Consider the following 17,900-nt stretch of genomic DNA (forward strand, 5'->3'; position numbering starts at 1 on the left):
CCAACCCGTCAGGCCATTCGATTACGCCACCAGCTCTGCGCCGCCAGGCCGTCCTGAATCTTCTGTTCCTGCTGCGCAAGCAGCTGCTGCCACTGCTGCATCTTGTCATCGATCATGTGCTCGACCACCTTTTCGCTGCGCATGGCCTGCAGCAACTCACGCTGAATGCGCTCAAGCGCCTGTTCGGCGACTGCCAGTTCGCGGCGCTGCAGCTCCACCATCTTGTACAGGGTGGCCTTGTAGCGCTGCTGGTTGTCGCGCTGCAGCGGCGTACTCATTGGCACGGAAAATCCGCACAGGCGGCTGAGGCCGGTGATGTTGTTGCGGTAGCGCTGGCAGAGGCTCTGCTGGTACTGCACGCGACCGAGCATCTGCCGCACGCGGTGGCTGCGCAGGCTGGCCAGGCGGCCGAGGGTTTCGATCTGCTGTTTCATCGCGGCTTCCCGATGATGTTCTGCAAGGTGGCAACGCTGGCTTCCAGCTCGGCGGCTTCGCCCACATCCTGGCGTAGGAAACGCTCGATGGTCGGTGCCAGCTGCACCGCACGATCGGTCTTGATGTCGGCACCCGGCGTGTAGCCACCGAGCGGGATCAGCTCCTTGATCTTCTCGAAGGTGCTGTAGCACTCCTTGAGCTGGCGCGCTGCGCCCAGATGCGCCGGCTGGCCCACCTGACTCATGCAGCGGCTGACCGAGGCGCAGACGTCGATGGCCGGGTAGTGCCCGGCTTCGGCCAGGCGCCGAGAGAGCACGATGTGGCCGTCGAGAATCGCCCGCGCGCAGTCGACGATGGGGTCCTGCTGGTCGTCGCCTTCGGCCAGCACCGTATAGATGGCACTGAGGCTGCCATTGTCGCTGGCGCCATTGCCGGCACTTTCCACCAGCTCCGGCAGCATGCCGAACACCGATGGCGGGTAGCCCTTGGTCGCCGGCGGCTCGCCGAGGGCCAGGGCGATTTCCCGCTGGGCCATGGCGTAGCGGGTCAGCGAGTCGACCAGCAGCAGCACGTCATGACCCTGGTCGCGGAAATAGGCGGCGATGCTGTGACAGAGCTCGGTGGCTTTCAGCCGCATCAGCGGCGATTCGTTGGCCGGCGCGACCACCACCACGGCCTTCTTCAGGCCCTCCTCGCCCAGCGAATGCAGGATGAACTCCTGCACCTCGCGGCCACGCTCGCCAATCAGCCCGACCACCACCACGTCGGCCTTGGTCTGCCGCGTGATCATGCCCAGCAGCACGCTCTTGCCGACGCCGGAGCCGGCGAACAGGCCGACGCGCTGGCCCTTGCCCAGGGTGAGGGTGGCGTTGATCGCGCGCACGCCGACATCCAGCGCATCGCTGACCGGCTTGCGCTTGAGCGGATTGACCGAAGGCAGCTCGGTCGGCAATGGGTCGCGCCCGCCGAGCTTGCCCAGCTCATCCAGCGGTTCGCCGAGGCCGTTGACCACCCGCCCCAGCCAGGATTCGTCGATATGCAGCTTGGCGTCATCCGGCGCCGGGAACACCCGCGAACCGGCGGTCAGGCCGACCGGCTTCTTGAACGGCATCAGGTAGGTGATATCGCGGTTGAAGCCCACCACCTGCGCTTCCAGCATGCTGCCATCGCCCTGCTCGACGTAGCAGCGCTGGCCGGTCATGCGCTGGCAGCCGAGGCTTTCCAGCAGCATGCCGGAGACACGCACCAGCCGCCCGCTGACCTTGGCCAGCTGCACCTTGTCCAGCGAACGCAGGGCCTCGTCGAGGCGGAAGCTGTCGCGCAGGGCCATCGGTCAGCCCTGCGCCGTGATGTGTTCGGCAAGGGTTTCCATGCACGAGTCCAAGCGCTGCTGACAGCCGATATCGGCTTCGGCCTGTGCCGTCATCACGCGGCACTCACCAAGCGCCAGCTTCTCGTCCGGCACCAGGCGCCAGGCGGCGGCGCGCTCCGGCGCCAGCTCGCGGATGCGCGCGCACTCTTCCGGATTGAGGTGGATACGCACGTCCTCCTGATCACCCGGCATGGCGCTCAGCGCTTCCTCGGCCAGGGTCAGCAATTGCGTCGGATGCAGCGTCAGTTCGCAGCGGATCACCTGCCGCGCGACCTTCTGCACCAGCTCCAGCAATTCCTCGCGACGTGCCTGCTCGTATTCCTGACGAAAGCCTTCGAATGCCTCGATCAAACGGTCCAGCGGCCGGCCGGCCTCATCGAAGGCGCGACGGCCTTGATGGCGACCTTCTTCCAGGCCCAGCGCCTTGCCGTCTTCGACACCGCGCTGAAAGCCTTCGCGATGCCCCGCTTCGCGGCCCTGCTCCAAGCCTTCGCGGTAGCCCTTGTCGATGCCTTCCTGGAAGCCATCGGCCACCGCGCGTTGCAGCGCGGCCGGGTCACCGGCTAAATCAGCCGCAGCCTGCGCCGGGGTCTTCACCCGTGGCGGAAAGCGGAACGGCCGCCAGCTGCGGTCGGCACCCTTGATCACCTTGACCGTCATCTCATTCCACCGTCTGTTCGCGGAACAGCTGGACCTGCAGCTCGCCATCGGCGGACATCTCGCGCACCACGGCCATGATGTCCTTGCGCACCTGCTCGACACGGCTCAGCGGCACCGGGCCCTGACGCCGGTTGATCGACTCCATCTGCTGCGCCTGGCGCTTGGGCATGGCGCCCTGAATGGCCTTGACCAGCTCCGGCTCGGCGCCCTTCAGCGCGACCACCCACTCATCCAGCGGGATGACCTCCAACAGGGTTTGCAGCACATCCTGGTTCTGCCGCGAGAGGATGAAGAAGTCATACATCTCATCCTCGATCTTGCCGACCAGCTCCTCATTGTGCGCGCGCAGCAGCTCGAACATCTGGTCGCGGTTGCCCTTGAAGCGGTTCATGATGTCCGCCGCCTGCTTGACGCCGCGCACCTGCGAGCCCTGGGTGCTGAGCACCTTGAGGCTGCGGTCGATCAGCTGCTCCAGCTCGGCGATGACATCGCTGTTGACCTCCGAGAGGTTGGCGATGCGATAAAGCAGCTCGTCCTGACGCTCGGCCGGCATGCACTCGAGCACCTCGGTGGCCATGCCTGGCGGCAGGAAAGCGAGGAACACCGCCTGCATCTGCGCATGCTCCTTGGCGATCAGCGCGGCGAACTGCTTGGGGTCCAGCCATTCCATCTTGGCCATCTTGGCGCGGATTTCCTCGCCATAGATCGAGTCGAGCAACGAGCGAGTGATGTCGCCGCCCAGCGCCTTGCCGAGCATGCCCGCCAGGTAGGAACGCGAGGCCCCCTTGATGCTGCTCTGATCCTTGTAGTCGTCGAAGAAGCGGCTGATCACATCGGAAACCATCGGCTGCTTGACGTTGGACAGTCGTGCCATCGCCTGGCTGATGCTGATGATCTCCTCGCGGGAGAAGTTGCGCAGGATGCCGGCGGAAATCTCATCGCCCATGCTCAGCATGAGGATCGCCGCCTGATCCAGCGAGCTGACCGAGCGCAGCTGCACCGGCCGCGGCTTGATCTCGCGGGAGGATGCCTGGCTGTCTTCAGCCTGCTGGGTTGAGGTCTCTTTCATTGCGCCCTATCCAATGCTTGATGACTTCCGAGACACGCTCGGGATCGTTCTTGGCGAGCATCTGCAAATGCTCGATCTGCAGCTCCAGGCCCGAGCCCGGCGCCGGCAGGCGGATCTCCGAAAGCGGGTTGAGCTCGCCGAAAATATGCGGCCCGTTCGATTCGCGCGGGCTGGCCAGTGCCGGCCGGGCGTCGCCTTCCAGTGCGGCAGGGGCACTCGGCTCGACCAGACTGCCTTCCAGCCCCTCGCCCTGCGGCAATGCCGCGACGTTACGCTGGGTCAGGTTGCGTACTGCCGGGCGCACCACGATCAGCAGCAGCAACAAGGCGATCAGCCCGGCGACGCCGACCTTGGCCAGCGCATGAATCTGGCTGTTCTCCCACCAGGGCACGACCTGCTCGATCTGCTCGACGGCGGCGAACGGCAACACGCTGAGGCTCAGCAGATCGCCACGTTCCTGCTTGAAACCGACAGCGTTGCGCACCATCGCCTCCATTTCGGCACGAGCCTCGTCGGTCCAGCCACCCTCTGGTGCGGCCGCAGCATTGAGCACCACCGCCACGCTCTGCTGGCGCAATGCGAAGCCGGCATGTTTGACGTGCACCACGCTCTGGTCGTAGTCCAGCTGGCGCGTCGATTCCTCGCGCAGCGAGGTAGCACCCTTGGTTTCCGCCTTGGCCGGGGCAGGTTCTTCACCTTCCTTCGGTGGCGCCACGGGGCGGTTGGCCAGCGAACCGGGAATGCCCAGAGCAAGCTGATCGAGTGCGCTCTCGTTGCGCAGCACCTCGTTGCGCAGGCGCGGCGTGTCGCCGTAGGACTGGAAGGTCTCTTCCTTCTGGCTGAAGTCGATATCGGCGGCGACGCTGATGCGGTAGTTGCCCAGGCCCAGCACCGGCGCCAGCACCTGCTCGATATTGGCGACCGCCTTCTGCTGATAGTCCGCCACCGCCTGCCAGTTCTGCGCCGGCCCGCCGCCGACGTTGAGCCCGCGCGAAAGCAGCGCGCCGTACTGGTCGACCACACCGACATCCTCAGGCTTGAGGTTGGGCACGCTGTTGGCGACCAGATTGATGATGGCGCCGACCTGATCGTGGGCTAACGTGTAGCCCGGTTCCAGCTGCAGCATCACCGAGGCCTTGCTCGGGGCGCGCTTGCTGACCACGAAGGAGCTGTTCTCCTCCTGCGCCAGATGCACCCGGGCATGCTGCACGCCCTTGAGCGCCATCACGGTGCGCGCCAGCTCGCCTTCCAGACTGCGCTTGAGGCGCACGTCCTGAACGAACTGGCTGGTGCCCAGCGGCTCTTCCTTGTCGAACAGCTCGTAGCCGGCCGGCTGCGCCACCTTCACGCCCTTGGCGTTGAGCAGCAGCCGCGCCTGCGCCAGCTGATCCTCGCGCACCAGGATCTGCCCGCTCTGCGGATGGATGCGGTACTGCAGCGCTTCGCCGTCGAGCACCTGCATCACCTCGGCGGCCGGGAACGATTCGCCGGCACCGTGCAGCGGGCGGAACGAGCCATTGTCGCGCCATAGATAGAAGGCCACGGCCACAGCCAACGCCGCGGCGATCACCGCCATGCCGGCCAGCGTCACCCGCGGATCGAGTTGCAGCCCACCTGCGGGCAACCTGGATTTGAGTTTCTGCAGCACGTTTTAGCTCTCTGGGCCGATTACAGCGGCATTCGCATGACGTCGTCGAACGCCGTCGTCAGTTTGTTGCGCACCTGCAGCAGGGCGGAGAACGACACGCTGGCCTTCTGGCTGTCGATCATCGCGCCGACCAGGTCGTCGCTCTTGCCGCTGTCGACCGCCGCCATCGCCGCGCTGGCCTGGTGCTGCTCGGCATCCACCGAACGCAGCGCCGCCTCGAACGAGCCGCTGATGGCATTGGCCGCCATGCTCGACGGACGGATTGGCTGCCCTTCGGCGGCACCGGCCAGTTGTTGCATGCGGCCCAGCAGATCCTGCTGCACCTGAGTAATGGAACTCATGGTTGCTCTCCCCCGATCATTCAAAAATTCAGCTCGATGCCCTGCTCGCGCATCGCATTGAGGCGGTAGCGCAAGGCGCGTGAGGTCATGCCCAGGCTCGCGGCGGCCTTGGTCTTGTGGCCGTCGAAGCGGCGAATGGTGTCGATCACATGCTGGTACTCGGCCCACTTGCCGCTGGCACGCAGCGCCGCCTTGCCGTTTTCGGCCGCGAGGGTCAGCGGCTTCTCGACCCGGACCGATGCGGCGGCAGGTACCGCCAGGCCGAGATCCTGCGGCTGGATGAACAGGCCGTTGCGCAGCACCAGCGCACGCTGCACGGTGTTCTCCAGCTCGCGGGCGTTGCCCGGCCAGTCGTGCTGCAGCAGCGCGCGGCAAGCGTCCTCGGTGAGCAGCTCGTCATGGGCTTCCTGCGGCGCGTACTTGCCGATGAAGCGACGCGCCAGCGGCAGCACATCTTCCTTGCGCTCGCGCAGCGGGCTGATATGCAACGGCAGCACGTCGAGGCGAAACATCAGGTCGGCACGGAAGCGGCCCTCGGCCACCTCCTGCTGCAGATCGCGGTTGGTCGCGGCGATGATGCGCACGTTCAGTTCGATCTCGCGCCGGCCACCCAGACGTTCCACACGCTGTTCCTGTAGCACGCGCAGCAGCTTGGCCTGCAGGCCCAGCGGCAGCTCGCCGATCTCGTCGAGCAGCAGGGTGCCGCCGTTGGCCAGCTCGAACTTGCCGGGCTGGGCACTCACCGCACCGGTGAAGGCGCCCTTTTCATGACCGAAGAGAATGGATTCGAGCATCTGCTCGGGAATTGCCGCGCAGTTGACCGCAATGAACGGAGCATCCGGGCTGGCGGAGAAGCGATGGATGTAGCGCGCCATCAGCTCCTTGCCGGTACCGGTCTCGCCAGTGATGAGGATCGGCGCGCGAGTCAGCGAAACGCGCTGAGCCATGGCCAGCAGCCGGCGGCCGGCCTGGGAACAGGAGACGAAGCTTTCCTGGGCGGTCTCGGCGCAGACCTGGCGGCGCAGCAATGCAGCCAACTGGGCTTCACTGAAAGGCGACAGCAAGTAATCGACGCAACCGATCTCGAGCAGCGCTGCCGCCCTTTCCTGATCGGCGTATTCAACCACCGGAATGACGCTGAGATTGCGCGCCCGGCGCGTCAGTGCTTCTACCTGCGCATATAAGGAACGTGCCGGCAAACTACCGACAACAACGAACATCAGGGAAAACTGATCGAACTCGGTTCTACCCAGTCCATCCAGAGCATCGTAACGGCTAACTTTGCAGCCCTGTCGGCGCAACCCGGCCTGGAGAAAATCGCAAGCGGGCTCCTGCGCACTTCCGATGATCGCGACCTTCTTCGCCGGCAATTCATCGAATAGCTCGTCGCATGAGTAATTCATTGCCTGACTGACACTTTTCAATGTGACCACCTTGCCCTTCTGGTATTGCCTTGCCGAGACACAGCACGACGCCAAAAAAAGCGGAAGAAAAAAGATTTAATTTTCCGGAAGTGACGGCCGTCTTCTGCAAGGCAACTTCGCCATCCAAGCGATTTTCCCAACGGCACTTCCCGGACAAGTGCGCGCACGCTATCAGGACGCCGGATCAACGCCCCAATCAGTTCTGCTTAATTGAAATCAACGAATGCCTGATGGGCTCAAAAAAGCTCATTTGATATCTCTTGATTTAACCCCCTCACGCGCCCAGGCCTAGGATGGCGGCACGCTAGAGCCGTGCCCGGGAAAACACCCGTGCCTGCCAGCCAATCATCTGCATGCACGGCCAGCGGCAACGCCACCGTGTTCACCGACCCCAGGAAATACAGTTCACAACATGACTGGCAATTCAAAAGTCCACCATGGCGTGCCCGCCCAAAGCCTGACTGTATTGAAACCGCAGAAGCTGGGACGGCATCACCACAAGATTCCGCAGTACATCAAGGAAAGCACCAACAAGAACCCGCGCCTGATTGGCGATTACTTCCTGCGTAACTATCGGATCAATCTCGAACTGAACAGGATCGATGTTCAGGAAGAACGCAGCGAAGAGCCGGACTGCATTTATCGCTCGGCCATGGGCAAAGTTGGTTTTTCAATTGATCGCGCACTGCTTACAGAAGCCCTGGAGTGTTATTACGGCGGCACGGTAGTCGCCAGCCAGGACACGCCACCGATCAGTACGTCCGAGCAACGGATGCGCAATCGTCTGGGCATGGACATCACCGATATATTTGCGCGCTCGATATTGTCCGGCGAGACGTTCGGCAAGCTCGACAGCTATCGCAACGACTACGAGGAAGCCAGCTGGGAGTATGTCGCCGAGTACGAGTACATCAGCCATATCACCGGCAGTCGCTCCTCGATCTACATCTATCTGGATACCGATCTGGTCGACGAGCTGACCAGCCGCCTCGCCGGCCCGGCTCCGGCGCGCTTGCCGGGCAATCCCATCGATCACATCAAGCACCTGCCGGTGCGCCTCGATTGCGTGGTCGCGTCGGCGCAGATGCCGCTGGCGCAGGTACTCGCGCTGCAGCTCGACGACATCCTGATGCTGCGCCCGCTGGACCGCTACGAAGTGCGCATCAACCAGCAGAAGCTCTATCGCGGCACCATCTTCGAAGAGGACGGGGCCCTGTTCCTTACTTCACTTGAAAGCGTGAACACCCAATGAACGGCCATCTTTCCGACAACGAATTCGAAAACCTCATCAACGAAGGCGACCTCAGCCTGGATGCGGTCGACGCTCCGGCGCTCGAGGCTCCGGCCGCCGCACCTGCACCGCGCCAGGATCTGAGCTTCTTCGGCAAGATTCCGGTGAACGTCACCCTTGAGGTTGCCTCCGCGGAGATCTCCCTCAAGGAGCTGATGGATTGCGATACCAGCAGCGTCATCATGCTCGACAAACTGGCTGGCGAACCCCTGGACGTGAAGGTCAACGGCACCCTCTTCGCCAAGGCCGAGGTGGTGGTGATGAACGGCAACTACGGCCTGCGCATCGTCGAACTGTCCGGCACCAGCCTGGACGCCTTCACGCCATGAACCTGCGTCGCGGCCTGAGCCTGTTCGGCCTGCTGCTGATCGGGCTGATGCCTCTGGCAGCCCAGGCCGCTGGCGGTGAGATCACCCTGTTCAACCTGAACGATACCGAGAACGGGCAGGAATTCTCGGTGAAGCTGCAGATCCTCATCATCATGACCCTGCTCGGCTTCCTGCCGGCGATGCTGATGATGATGACGTGCTTCACCCGCTTCATCATCGTGCTGGCCATCCTGCGCCAGGCCATCGGCCTGCAGCAGAGCCCGCCGAACCAGGTGCTGATTGGCATCGCCCTGATCGTCACCCTGCTGGTGATGCGCCCGGTCTGGCAGGACATCCACAGCCAGGCCTACGAGCCATTCCAGAACGACGAAATCACCCTCGAACAGGCGCTGGACTCGGCCAAGGGCAGCCTGGCCGGCTTCATGCTCGCGCAGACCAACAAGAACTCCCTGGAAACCATGGTGGCCCTGGCCGGCGAGGAACTGCCGGAAAACCTCGACGAGCTGGACTTCTCGCTATTGCTGCCGGCGTTCGTGCTGAGCGAGCTGAAGACTGCATTTCAGCTGGGCTTCATGATCTTCGTGCCGTTTCTGGTGATCGACCTGGTGGTGGCCAGCGTGCTGATGGCGATGGGCATGATGATGCTCTCGCCGATGATGATTTCGCTGCCGTTCAAGCTGATGGTGTTCGTGCTGGTTGACGGCTGGGCGCTGTTGATGGGGACGTTGACCACCAGTATTCAGCCGTTTTAGGTGACGGGGATGAAAGCGTTGGCCGGGTGGTGGGGCTTGGGGAATGGGGAGGCAGTGTGCTTTGGCCGCGAAGCTTTGCCTTTGCCGGCTCTGACATCGGTATTCGGCGCCACGCTTTCCTCGGCTGGAACTACAGGTTGCGCCTTGCACGGCGCGTCACTTTTTCTTGTCTGGCCAAGAAAAAGTAACCAAAAAGAAGGCCACCCCTACATCCGGGTTTTGCTGAGCAAAACTTCCCTCGCTTCGGCGCTGCTCCGGGGGTCGTCGCGAAGGGCCATCCCTGACCCATCGCTCCTCGCTCGGCATCCATGCCTCGCGACCCCCTACGCAACGCCTACGCTCGGCCTCCTGAAGGGGATTAAGGACCGAGGTGCCTGGAAGTGTCCAAGCAACGAACGCAAAAAATCGCTTCGCTTGTTCCTACGCGCACGGCCTGCCAGGCGCCACCAGGATCGTAGGGTGGGTAACGCGAAGCTTACCCACCGATATTCAAAGGCAAATTTCGATACCGATTGCCGCGCCGATTGCGGTGGAAAATGCTTCGCAGTTTTCCACCCTACGGAGCCTGCCTGCGGCCAAAGCTGCTTTTGCATCGCACGGCCTGACAGGCGACACCAGACGCCCCTTTCAGTAGGCCGAATGGAATCCGCGTGGAGGGGAGCGAGCGGCATGGATGCCGCGAGAGGCGTAAAGGGCCATGGATGGCCCTTGTACGCCGGCCCCCGGAGCGTGGATGGAATGAGGGAAGTCGAGCGCAGCGAGACCCGGATGGAGGGGCAATACTTTTTGGTTCCTTTTGGGGCGACTGCCAAAAGGGACTCGCCCAGCAGGGCGAAACCAATGCGCCTGCCAACTAGGCCAATAGGGCTCACTCAGCGAACCCAAAGCCCAAACGCTTTGCACGCCGCAACGCCAAGCGGCGCGCAAACCACCTTCCAGGTGCCCCAATGCTAACCCCCGACACCGCCGTCCATATCGTCTCCAACGCCATCCACGTGATCGTCCTGGTGGTCTGCGTACTGATCGTGCCGAGCCTGCTTGGCGGCCTCTTGATCAGCATTTTCCAGGCCGCCACGCAGATCAACGAACAGATGCTGAGCTTTCTCCCGCGCCTGCTGATCACCCTCGGCATGCTGGTGTTCGCCGGGCACTGGATCCTGCGCACGCTGAGCGATCTGTTCATCGAAACCTTCCAGCAGGCGGGTCGCCTGGTCGGCTGAATCATGCCCAACGATCCCCTGATGCACGCCGGCCAATACCTGCAATCGCTGCTCGCCTACTGGTGGCCGTTCTGCCGGATCATGGCCGTGTTCAGTCTGGCGCCGATGTTCAGTCACAAGGCGATCAGCGTGCGTGTGCGCATCCTCCTGGCGCTGGCGCTGACCCTGGTGCTGGGCGCGGCGTTGCCGACGCCGCCCAATCTCGACCCGCTGTCGCTGGCTGGCATGCTGGCTGCCATCGAGCAGATCGCCATGGGCCTGCTGCTGGGCCTGGCGCTGCTCTTGGTGTTCACCGTGTTCACCCTGATCGGTGACGTGGTCTCGACCCAGCTCGGCCTGTCCATGGCGGTGTTCAACGACCCCATGAACGGCGTGTCCTCGGCGTCGATCATCTACCAGCTGTACTTCATCCTGCTGGCGCTGCTGTTCTTCGCTATCGACGGCCATCTGGTCACGGTGAGCATCATCTACCAGAGCTTCGTCTACTGGCCGATCGGCAGCGGGCTGTTCTACGACGGCCTGCAGACCATCGCCTGGTCTATGGCCTGGGTGATCTCGGCGGCGCTGCTGATCGCCCTGCCGATCGTCTTCTGCATGACCCTGGTGCAGTTCTGCTTCGGCCTGCTCAATCGCATCTCGCCGGCGATGAACCTGTTCTCGCTGGGCTTTCCCATGGCGATCCTGGCCGGGCTGTCGCTGATCTACCTGACCCTGCCGAACCTCGCCGAGGCCTACCTGCACCTGACCCGCGACCTGCTGGACAAGATCGGCGTACTGCTCAGGAGCAGCGGCCATGTCTGAGCAGAACAGCAGTCAGGAAAAGACCGAAGAGGCCTCCGAGCAGAAACTCAAGAAGAGCCGCGACGACGGCCAGGTCACCCGCTCCAAGGACGTGGCCACCACCGTCTCTCTGCTCGCCACGCTGTTGCTGCTCAAGCTCAGCGCCGGGCTGTTCCTCGACGGCATGCAACAGAGCTTCAGCTACTCCTACATCAACTTCCAGCAGAGCGAGATCGGCATCGACGATGTGCAGGTGATCCTGTTGCACAACCTGCTGGTGTTCATCAGCGTGCTGCTGCCACTGCTGCTGACGCCGATCCTGGTCATCGTTTTCGCCCTGGTGCCGGGTGGCTGGGTATTCGCCTCGAAGAACTTCGCGCCCAAGTTCAGCAAGCTCAACCCCATCACCGGACTGGGGCGGATGGTCGGCGCGCAGAACTGGAGCGAGCTCGCCAAGTCGCTGCTGAAGATCACCGCCCTGCTCAGCATCGCCGCCTGGCAGCTTTACTACGCGGCGCCGCGGCTGATCGCGTTGCAGCGCACCGATATCTTCAACGCCATCGGCGGTGCCTTCTCGCTGACCTTCGACCTGGCGATTTCGTTGCTGCTGGTGTTCGTGCTGTTCTCCTTCATCGACATCCCGCTACAGCGCTTCTTCTTCCTGAAGAAAATGCGCATGACCAAGCAGGAGCGCAAGGAAGAGCACAAGAACCAGGAAGGTCGACCCGAGGTGAAGGCGCGCATCAAGCAACTGCAGCGCGCACTGGCACAACGGCAGATCACCAAGGTGATCAAGGAGGCCGACGTGGTGATCGTCAACCCGACCCACTATGCCGTGGCACTCAAGTACGACCCGAAGAAGGCCGAAACACCATTCGTGATCGCCCGCGGTGTCGATGAGATGGCGCTGTACATCCGCAAGATGGCCCAGGCCAATCAACGCGAAGTGCTCGAGTTGCCGCCACTGGCCCGCGCCATCTACTACAGCACTCAGGTCAATCAGCAGATTCCGGCGCCGCTCTACACCGCCGTGGCTCACGTGCTGACCTACATCCTCCAGCTCAAGGCCTGGAAACAGGGCCGCCGGGAAAGCAAACCGGCGCTGGCCAGCAACATCCACATCCCCGAAGAACTGTTCAACCGAGCGCGCTCATGAGCCTGATTCAGAAACTCACGCCCACATTCCGCAGCGGACGGATCGGCATTCCGCTGATCATTCTGTCGATTCTGGCGATGATCATCCTGCCGCTGCCGCCGCAGCTGCTGGATATTCTGTTCACCTTCAACATCGCCATGGCGGTGCTGGTGCTGCTGGTCAGCGTGTCGTCGAAGAGCCCGCTGGACTTCTCGCTGTTCCCCACGGTGATCCTGGTCACGACGCTGATGCGTCTGACGTTGAACGTCGCCTCGACGCGCGTTGTGCTGCTCGAAGGCCATACCGGCACCGGCGCGGCGGGCAAGGTGATCGAGGCCTTCGGCGAGGTGGTGATTGGCGGCAACTTCATCGTCGGCCTGGTGGTGTTCGTGATCCTGATGATCATCAACTTCATCGTCATCACCAAGGGCGGCGAGCGCATCTCCGAAGTCACCGCGCGCTTCACCCTGGACGCCCTGCCGGGCAAGCAGATGGCCATCGACGCCGATCTCAATGCCGGCCTGCTGACCCAGGAAGATGCCAAGGCGCGGCGCCAGGAAGTGGCCAAGGAAGCCGACTTCTACGGTGCAATGGACGGCGCGTCGAAGTTCGTCCGCGGCGATGCCATCGCCGGCATCCTGATCCTGCTGATCAACCTCTTCGGCGGTTTCGCCATCGGCGTGTTCGTCCATGATCTCGGCGCCGGCGAGGCGTTCAAACAGTACGCCCTGCTGACCATCGGTGACGGCCTGGTGGCGCAGATTCCGGCGCTGCTGTTGTCCACCGCGGCGGCAATCATCGTCACCCGCATCAATGAATCCAGCGACATCACCAGCCAGGTACAGCGCCAGCTGCTGGCCAACCCGGCCTCGCTGTACACCGTGGCCGGCATTCTCTTCGTGCTCGGCATGGTGCCGGGCATGCCGCACCTGGCATTCATCGGTTTCGCCGCACTGATCGCCTTCATCGCCTGGCGCGTATCGCTGCACGAGCCACCAGCCGCCGGTGCCGATCTCAAGGACATCCAGGCCATCGGCCAGGCGATGGACAAGGAAAAGGCGCAATCGCTGGCCTGGGAAGACATCCCGCTGGTCGAGCGGCTGTCGGTATCGCTCGGCTACAAGCTGGTCGGGCTGGTCAACGAGGCCTCCGGGGCGCCATTGCCGGCACGCGTACGCGGTGTACGGCAGACGCTTTCCGAGCATCTGGGCTTTCTGCTGCCGGAAGTGCAGATCCGCGACAGCCTCAGGCTCAAGGCCTCGCAGTACGACATCTACATCAACGGCGAGAAGATCGACGGCGCCGAGCTGCATGCCGACCGCCTGATGGCGATTCCCTCGCCGGAGCTGTATGGCGAGATCGACGGCATCCTCGGCACCGACCCGGCCTATCGCATGCAGGTGGTGTGGATTCAGCCGACCGACAAGTCGCGGGCGCTGAACCTCGGCTATCAGGTGATCGACTGCGCCAGCGTCATCGCCACGCATCTGAACAAGGTGATCCGCGAGCATCTGCCGGATCTGTTCAAGCACGACGACGTCGAGCACCTGATGCAGCGCCTGACCGTGCAGGCGCCGAAACTTGCCGAAAGCCTGAAGAACGCCCTGAGCTACACCCAGCAGATGCGCGTGTACCGTCAGCTGTTGCTGGAAGAAGTGCCGCTGCGCGACATCGAGACCATCGCCAGCACCCTGCTCGAATGCAGCGAAACCACCAAGGACCCGGTGCTGCTGGCCGCCGACGTGCGCTACGCACTGCGCCGCAGTATCGTTTCGATGGTCGCCGGCGACCGTCGTGAACTGGGCGTGTTCGTGCTGGAAAATGCGTTGGAAAACACCTTGCTCAATGCGCTGGCCATCGCTCAGCAGGCCGGGCCGGTGAGCCTGGACAACATTCCGGTGGAGCCAAGCCTGCTCAATCAGCTGCAGAACAGCATGCCGGTGGTGAAGGAAAAACTGCGCAAGGACGGTCACCCGCCGATCCTCACGGTAATGCCGCAGCTGCGCCCACTATTGGCGCGTTACGCCCGTGTGTTCAGTCCGGGCCTGCACGTGCTGTCGCAGAACGAGATCCCCGACCGGGTCGGCGTGAATATCCTCGGCACGCTCGGCTGAGCCGCGCTGCCCGCAGCGGCGCGAGGGTCAGTAAACCTTGCGCCGCCGCGGCAGCTGCTCGGCCACCATGGCAGTGAACTCCGCCGACGGCCGATCGAGGGCGAAGCCCATTTCGAAGCTGTCGCGCCGCGAGTCCTTGCGCGACCACTGACAGATCACCACCGCCTCGATCTGTCGCACCCGCTCACCGTGCCCCGGCACATGCAGCACCATCTCGTAGCAACCGCCCACCGCCAGCGGCTGTTTGGCGACCAGGCGCAACCCGCCGAGCGACAGATCGGCGACATAGCCCATCGGCTCGCCGTTCAGCCGGTTGGTGACCTGGATGCTGCTGATGTGGCGGAAGCTGAAGCGGCTGTGCTGGCGCATGTCCGTTGCTCGGGCAGATGGATCGGTGCCGCGGCACGGAAGGCTCCGCTACCGCGGTCGCTGGCAGTGTATAGAGCCAGCAGGCGACCGGATCGCCGCTGTAGTTAAGCTCATAGCGCCCTGCCGATCATCCCCGTGACATCCGTCACACCGCTGCCCACCAAAGCTAGCGCTCCGGCTCGCCCTGGGCCTGCTCTTCACTCACCTCATCGGCCAGCCCCGGCGGTACGTTGTAGGCGCCGCCCGGCACATCACTTTCATCGCCGCCGGCGACCTCGCCCTGGGTGGAGGTGGTCTCCGGATTCTGCTCGTGGGCGGCGCCAGTCTGATCGATGGACTCGACGCTTTCGCGGCCCTGTTCATTCTCGCTCATCACGCGCTCCTCGTTGTAACGGCGCCCCGGCCCATCCGGGGTTCCTCTGGCTTAGGAAGTGCCTCGCCGGCGGAAGTTGCAAGACCAAGCCGGCTTTCTGGACCAATGGCCGCTCGGCGGGGCAGCTGAACTAAACCAGCGGGCTGGCAGCCAAAACTGGACTAGAACCTGCCATAGAACAGAACCATGCAACTGAATTCTCGCAGCCTGCCGATCACCCCTGCCATCAATCCGGAGCCGGACCAGCCGTCTCGGGCGCTGTACTTCGCCCTTCTGCGCGAGGTTGATCAGCACGCGCGCGACAGTGCCGCGGATTACCTGCGCCTGCAGTTGGATGCCGCTGCCGCCTTGCCCTGTGACTTGCCGGAACACCCAGCAGAGCTGGATGCCTGGGTCATGCAACGCACCGAAACGGTCGGGCGCCAGTATCAGGCGTACCTGGATCAGCGCCGGGCCGGGGGAGCACGTCGCTATTTCGCCAGCAAGGCCCATGCGCTGCATTTTCTGCGCGGGGTGGCCCCGACCAAGCTGGTCGATGGCGCCTGGCTCTACGGGCTGCTGCAGCGCTGGGACGACGCACGTTTCACCGCACTGATCCAGACTTACCTGGAAGAGCTCGGTGAAGGCCTTCCGGAGAAAAACCACGTGGTGCTCTATCGCAAGTTGCTGGCCAATCAGGGCTGCGACGACTGGCAGGAGCTCGACGATGAGCATTTCGTCCAGGGCGCCATCCAGCTTGCGCTGGCCGAGCACGCCGAGCAGTTCCTGCCGGAAGTGATCGGCTTCAACCTGGGCTACGAACAGCTGCCGCTGCACCTGCTGATCACCTCCTACGAGCTGACCGAACTGGGCATCGACCCCTACTACTTCACCCTGCACGTCACCGTCGACAATGCCGACAACGGCCACGCGAGGAAGGCCGTGCAGGGCGTGCTGGACGCCTTGCCGCAAGTTGGCGACAGCGCTGAGTTCTATCGACGGGTGCGCGACGGCTACCGGCTCAACGACCTCGGCGCCAGCACCGTCTCGGTGATCGGTGACTTCGATCTGTCCGCCGAGGTACAGCGCATCTTTGAGAAGAAGGCCGCGGTCGGCCAGTTCGTGCATTCGGACTATTGCCGCTTCGAAGGCCGCACGGTCAATCAGTGGCTGGCCGAGGACGTCCAACAGTTCCTCACCGTGCTGGACAAGCGCGGCTGGATCAAGCGTGGCCACGACCCACACGAGAGCCGCTTCTGGCAGCTCATCGTCGGCGAACAGGCGCCGATGTTCGGCGTCTTCAGCGCCTACGAGCAGCAGATGATCCATGACTGGATCGCCGCCGACTGGCAGCCAGAAGGCAAGCGCAGCCCGCGCGGTGCGTTGCTGCAGCGGCAGGCGCTGTTCAACACCCGCCGCGTGCCGCAGGAGAGTGCACCAAAACCGGCTGAGGCTGCCGCCGGCAACGATTTCGACGAGGAACTGCAGCTGCTCGAGCAGCAGGTGGCGCGTCTGCCCGATCGCGCCGCGCGCATGCGGCTGCTGCTGCCACTGCTCGCCCCGCAGCGGCACCACAGCGCCGCCGGTCTGCTGGCCACGCGGTTGTTCAACGGACTTTTCAACTGAGGCACCACCAAGGAAAGCAACGATGACCATGGACAATGCGCAGGACCGCGCGCTGCTGCACCTGGGCCAGGCCCTGCGGGACCGCGGCTATCACTTCATCACCCCCACGCCGCTGACCCATGAACGGGTCAACCAGCGCCCGGAAAATGCGCTCGCCGAAGACCTGCCTGGGGTGTTCGGCTGGAGTCGCCCATTCCAGCACGAACTGCTGCCACCACCGCTGTTCAGCCTGATGGATCAGGCCGATGTACTGGAACCCCACGGCTCGCGCTGGCGCTCCAAGGTGCGCCTGTCCAGCCTCGACGGTCAGCTATTCCTGCATTCGGCATTTCCCACCGAAGCCAGCGATGCGGTGTTCTTCGGCCCGGACACCTACCGTTTCGCCAGCGCCATCCGCTGTCACCTCAACCAGCACGCCGGCGAGATCCGCCGCGTGGTGGACATCGGCTGCGGCTCGGGTGCCGGGGCGATCCTCACCGCCCTGGCGCGCCCCCATGCCGAGGTGCTGGCGGTGGATATCAACCCAGAGGCGCTGCGCCTGACGCGCATCAACGCGGCGCTAGCTGGGGCGGACAACCTGCGCGCCATGCACAGCGACCTGCTGAGTGCGGCCGAGGGCGAGTTCGACCTGATCCTGGCCAACCCGCCCTATCTGGTCGACGCCGATCAGCGCGCCTATCGCCACGGCGGTGGACCGCTTGGCGCCGGGCTGTCTCTCGCCATTCTCGACGCGGCACTCGCCCGCCTGGCTCCAGGCGGCACGCTGCTGCTGTACACCGGCGTGGCGATGCTGGAAAACCAGGACCCCTTCCTGACCGAGGTACGCCAGCGCCTGGAACGCACTGACCTGCAATGGGGCTACCGCGAAATCGACCCGGACGTGTTTGGCGAGGAGCTGCTGGGTGGCGCCTACGTCAAATGCGATCGCATTGCGGCCGTGGTGCTGGAAGTGACGCGGGCGATGGGCTGACAGTAGGCGGAGG

General features: G+C 63.7%; 18 protein-coding genes. 9 read left to right on the forward strand and 9 right to left on the reverse strand.

Annotation, left to right across the window (positions count from 1 at the left end):
* Nucleotides 1-8: 8 nt before the first annotated feature.
* The 7 genes from UIB01_RS20775 to UIB01_RS20805 are packed head-to-tail and all read right to left on the reverse strand — an operon-like array spanning nt 9 to nt 6,928.
* Nucleotides 9-434 (reverse strand): flagellar FliJ family protein, encoded by a 426-nt coding sequence (locus tag UIB01_RS20775; protein WP_038664757.1) that lies wholly within the window; start codon nt 432-434, stop codon nt 9-11.
* Nucleotides 431-1,765 carry a flagellar protein export ATPase FliI gene (gene fliI, locus UIB01_RS20780; protein ID WP_038664761.1) on the reverse strand — a complete coding sequence of 445 codons (1,335 nt, stop codon included), beginning with the start codon at nt 1,763-1,765 and terminating at the stop codon, nt 431-433. The genes UIB01_RS20775 and fliI overlap by 4 nt, the downstream gene beginning before the upstream one ends.
* Nucleotides 1,766-1,768: 3 nt before the next feature.
* Nucleotides 1,769-2,467, reverse strand: coding sequence for a flagellar assembly protein FliH (fliH, locus tag UIB01_RS20785; protein ID WP_038664764.1), 699 nt, complete (start codon nt 2,465-2,467; stop codon nt 1,769-1,771).
* Nucleotide 2,468: 1 nt separating this feature from the next.
* The gene (locus tag UIB01_RS20790; protein ID WP_038664767.1) at nt 2,469-3,536 is read right to left on the reverse strand and encodes a FliG C-terminal domain-containing protein; all 1,068 of its coding nucleotides are present in this window, start codon (nt 3,534-3,536) and stop codon (nt 2,469-2,471) included.
* Nucleotides 3,508-5,184 carry a flagellar basal-body MS-ring/collar protein FliF gene (fliF, locus tag UIB01_RS20795; RefSeq protein WP_038664770.1) on the reverse strand — a complete coding sequence of 559 codons (1,677 nt, stop codon included), beginning with the start codon at nt 5,182-5,184 and terminating at the stop codon, nt 3,508-3,510. Before fliF ends, UIB01_RS20790 begins: the two co-directional genes overlap by 29 nt.
* Before the next feature lie 20 nt (nt 5,185-5,204).
* A complete protein-coding gene (fliE, locus tag UIB01_RS20800; RefSeq protein WP_038664773.1) occupies nt 5,205-5,525 on the reverse strand; it encodes a flagellar hook-basal body complex protein FliE in 321 nt (106 codons plus the stop codon).
* A gap of 20 nt (nt 5,526-5,545) precedes the next feature.
* The gene (locus UIB01_RS20805; RefSeq protein WP_038664777.1) at nt 5,546-6,928 is read right to left on the reverse strand and encodes a sigma-54 dependent transcriptional regulator; all 1,383 of its coding nucleotides are present in this window, start codon (nt 6,926-6,928) and stop codon (nt 5,546-5,548) included.
* A 433-nt stretch (nt 6,929-7,361) separates the two neighbouring features.
* On the opposite strand from UIB01_RS20805, the gene UIB01_RS20810 reads away from it, so the two are divergent.
* From UIB01_RS20810 to UIB01_RS20840, 7 genes are all read left to right on the forward strand, one after another.
* Complete coding sequence (locus UIB01_RS20810; RefSeq protein WP_038664781.1) at nt 7,362-8,201, forward strand: FliM/FliN family flagellar motor switch protein; 840 nt, start codon at nt 7,362-7,364, stop codon at nt 8,199-8,201.
* Nucleotides 8,198-8,569 (forward strand): flagellar motor switch protein FliN, encoded by a 372-nt coding sequence (gene fliN, locus UIB01_RS20815; RefSeq protein ID WP_038664784.1) that lies wholly within the window; start codon nt 8,198-8,200, stop codon nt 8,567-8,569. Before UIB01_RS20810 ends, fliN begins: the two co-directional genes overlap by 4 nt.
* Entirely contained in the window at nt 8,566-9,321 is a 756-nt protein-coding gene (gene fliP / locus UIB01_RS20820; RefSeq protein WP_038664787.1) for a flagellar type III secretion system pore protein FliP, read from the forward strand. Before fliN ends, fliP begins: the two co-directional genes overlap by 4 nt.
* 947 nt (nt 9,322-10,268) lie before the next feature.
* A complete protein-coding gene (locus tag UIB01_RS20825) occupies nt 10,269-10,541 on the forward strand; it encodes a flagellar biosynthetic protein FliQ (protein ID WP_014595416.1) in 273 nt (90 codons plus the stop codon).
* Between the two features lie 21 nt (nt 10,542-10,562).
* On the forward strand, nt 10,563-11,342 hold the full coding sequence (gene fliR / locus UIB01_RS20830; protein WP_038664790.1) for a flagellar biosynthetic protein FliR: 780 nt from the start codon (nt 10,563-10,565) through the stop codon (nt 11,340-11,342).
* Nucleotides 11,335-12,477, forward strand: coding sequence for a flagellar type III secretion system protein FlhB (flhB, locus tag UIB01_RS20835; RefSeq protein WP_038664792.1), 1,143 nt, complete (start codon nt 11,335-11,337; stop codon nt 12,475-12,477). The genes fliR and flhB overlap by 8 nt, the downstream gene beginning before the upstream one ends.
* Nucleotides 12,474-14,570 carry a flagellar biosynthesis protein FlhA gene (locus UIB01_RS20840; protein ID WP_038664795.1) on the forward strand — a complete coding sequence of 699 codons (2,097 nt, stop codon included), beginning with the start codon at nt 12,474-12,476 and terminating at the stop codon, nt 14,568-14,570. Before flhB ends, UIB01_RS20840 begins: the two co-directional genes overlap by 4 nt.
* A gap of 27 nt (nt 14,571-14,597) precedes the next feature.
* On the opposite strand, the gene UIB01_RS20845 is transcribed toward UIB01_RS20840, so the two are convergent.
* Together UIB01_RS20845 and UIB01_RS20850 are read right to left on the reverse strand one after the other, a co-directional pair.
* Nucleotides 14,598-14,939: a PilZ domain-containing protein gene (locus UIB01_RS20845; protein WP_038664797.1), complete on the reverse strand. Its 342-nt coding sequence runs from the start codon at nt 14,937-14,939 to the stop codon at nt 14,598-14,600.
* 166 nt (nt 14,940-15,105) lie between these two features.
* Nucleotides 15,106-15,312 carry a hypothetical protein gene (locus UIB01_RS20850; protein ID WP_038664800.1) on the reverse strand — a complete coding sequence of 69 codons (207 nt, stop codon included), beginning with the start codon at nt 15,310-15,312 and terminating at the stop codon, nt 15,106-15,108.
* 186 nt (nt 15,313-15,498) lie between these two features.
* Here UIB01_RS20850 and UIB01_RS20855 point away from each other — a divergent pair, with 186 nt between their 5' ends.
* Together UIB01_RS20855 and UIB01_RS20860 are read left to right on the forward strand one after the other, a co-directional pair.
* Entirely contained in the window at nt 15,499-16,917 is a 1,419-nt protein-coding gene (locus UIB01_RS20855; protein WP_038664803.1) for an iron-containing redox enzyme family protein, read from the forward strand.
* A gap of 22 nt (nt 16,918-16,939) precedes the next feature.
* Nucleotides 16,940-17,887: a methyltransferase gene (locus UIB01_RS20860; protein ID WP_038664806.1), complete on the forward strand. Its 948-nt coding sequence runs from the start codon at nt 16,940-16,942 to the stop codon at nt 17,885-17,887.
* Nucleotides 17,888-17,900 lie beyond the last annotated feature (13 nt).

This window comes from Stutzerimonas decontaminans (assembly GCF_000661915.1).
Classification (GTDB): domain Bacteria; phylum Pseudomonadota; class Gammaproteobacteria; order Pseudomonadales; family Pseudomonadaceae; genus Stutzerimonas; species Stutzerimonas decontaminans.

Excerpts from the sequence above, each read along its gene's own strand:
- fliN (WP_038664784.1), top strand. The coding sequence starts at position 8,198 with ATGAACGGCCATCTTTCCGACAACGAATTCGAAAACCTCATCAACGAA.
- fliR (WP_038664790.1), top strand. The coding sequence starts at position 10,563 with ATGCACGCCGGCCAATACCTGCAATCGCTGCTCGCCTACTGGTGGCCG.
- UIB01_RS20805 (WP_038664777.1), bottom strand. The coding sequence starts at position 6,928 with ATGAATTACTCATGCGACGAGCTATTCGATGAATTGCCGGCGAAGAAG.
- UIB01_RS20850 (WP_038664800.1), bottom strand. The coding sequence starts at position 15,312 with ATGAGCGAGAATGAACAGGGCCGCGAAAGCGTCGAGTCCATCGATCAG.
- UIB01_RS20810 (WP_038664781.1), top strand. The coding sequence starts at position 7,362 with ATGACTGGCAATTCAAAAGTCCACCATGGCGTGCCCGCCCAAAGCCTG.
- fliE (WP_038664773.1), bottom strand. The coding sequence starts at position 5,525 with ATGAGTTCCATTACTCAGGTGCAGCAGGATCTGCTGGGCCGCATGCAA.
- fliH (WP_038664764.1), bottom strand. The coding sequence starts at position 2,467 with ATGACGGTCAAGGTGATCAAGGGTGCCGACCGCAGCTGGCGGCCGTTC.
- UIB01_RS20860 (WP_038664806.1), top strand. The coding sequence starts at position 16,940 with ATGACCATGGACAATGCGCAGGACCGCGCGCTGCTGCACCTGGGCCAG.
- UIB01_RS20825 (WP_014595416.1), top strand. The coding sequence starts at position 10,269 with ATGCTAACCCCCGACACCGCCGTCCATATCGTCTCCAACGCCATCCAC.
- flhB (WP_038664792.1), top strand. The coding sequence starts at position 11,335 with ATGTCTGAGCAGAACAGCAGTCAGGAAAAGACCGAAGAGGCCTCCGAG.
- UIB01_RS20790 (WP_038664767.1), bottom strand. The coding sequence starts at position 3,536 with ATGAAAGAGACCTCAACCCAGCAGGCTGAAGACAGCCAGGCATCCTCC.
- UIB01_RS20840 (WP_038664795.1), top strand. The coding sequence starts at position 12,474 with ATGAGCCTGATTCAGAAACTCACGCCCACATTCCGCAGCGGACGGATC.
- UIB01_RS20855 (WP_038664803.1), top strand. The coding sequence starts at position 15,499 with ATGCAACTGAATTCTCGCAGCCTGCCGATCACCCCTGCCATCAATCCG.
- fliI (WP_038664761.1), bottom strand. The coding sequence starts at position 1,765 with ATGGCCCTGCGCGACAGCTTCCGCCTCGACGAGGCCCTGCGTTCGCTG.
- fliP (WP_038664787.1), top strand. The coding sequence starts at position 8,566 with ATGAACCTGCGTCGCGGCCTGAGCCTGTTCGGCCTGCTGCTGATCGGG.
- UIB01_RS20775 (WP_038664757.1), bottom strand. The coding sequence starts at position 434 with ATGAAACAGCAGATCGAAACCCTCGGCCGCCTGGCCAGCCTGCGCAGC.
- UIB01_RS20845 (WP_038664797.1), bottom strand. The coding sequence starts at position 14,939 with ATGCGCCAGCACAGCCGCTTCAGCTTCCGCCACATCAGCAGCATCCAG.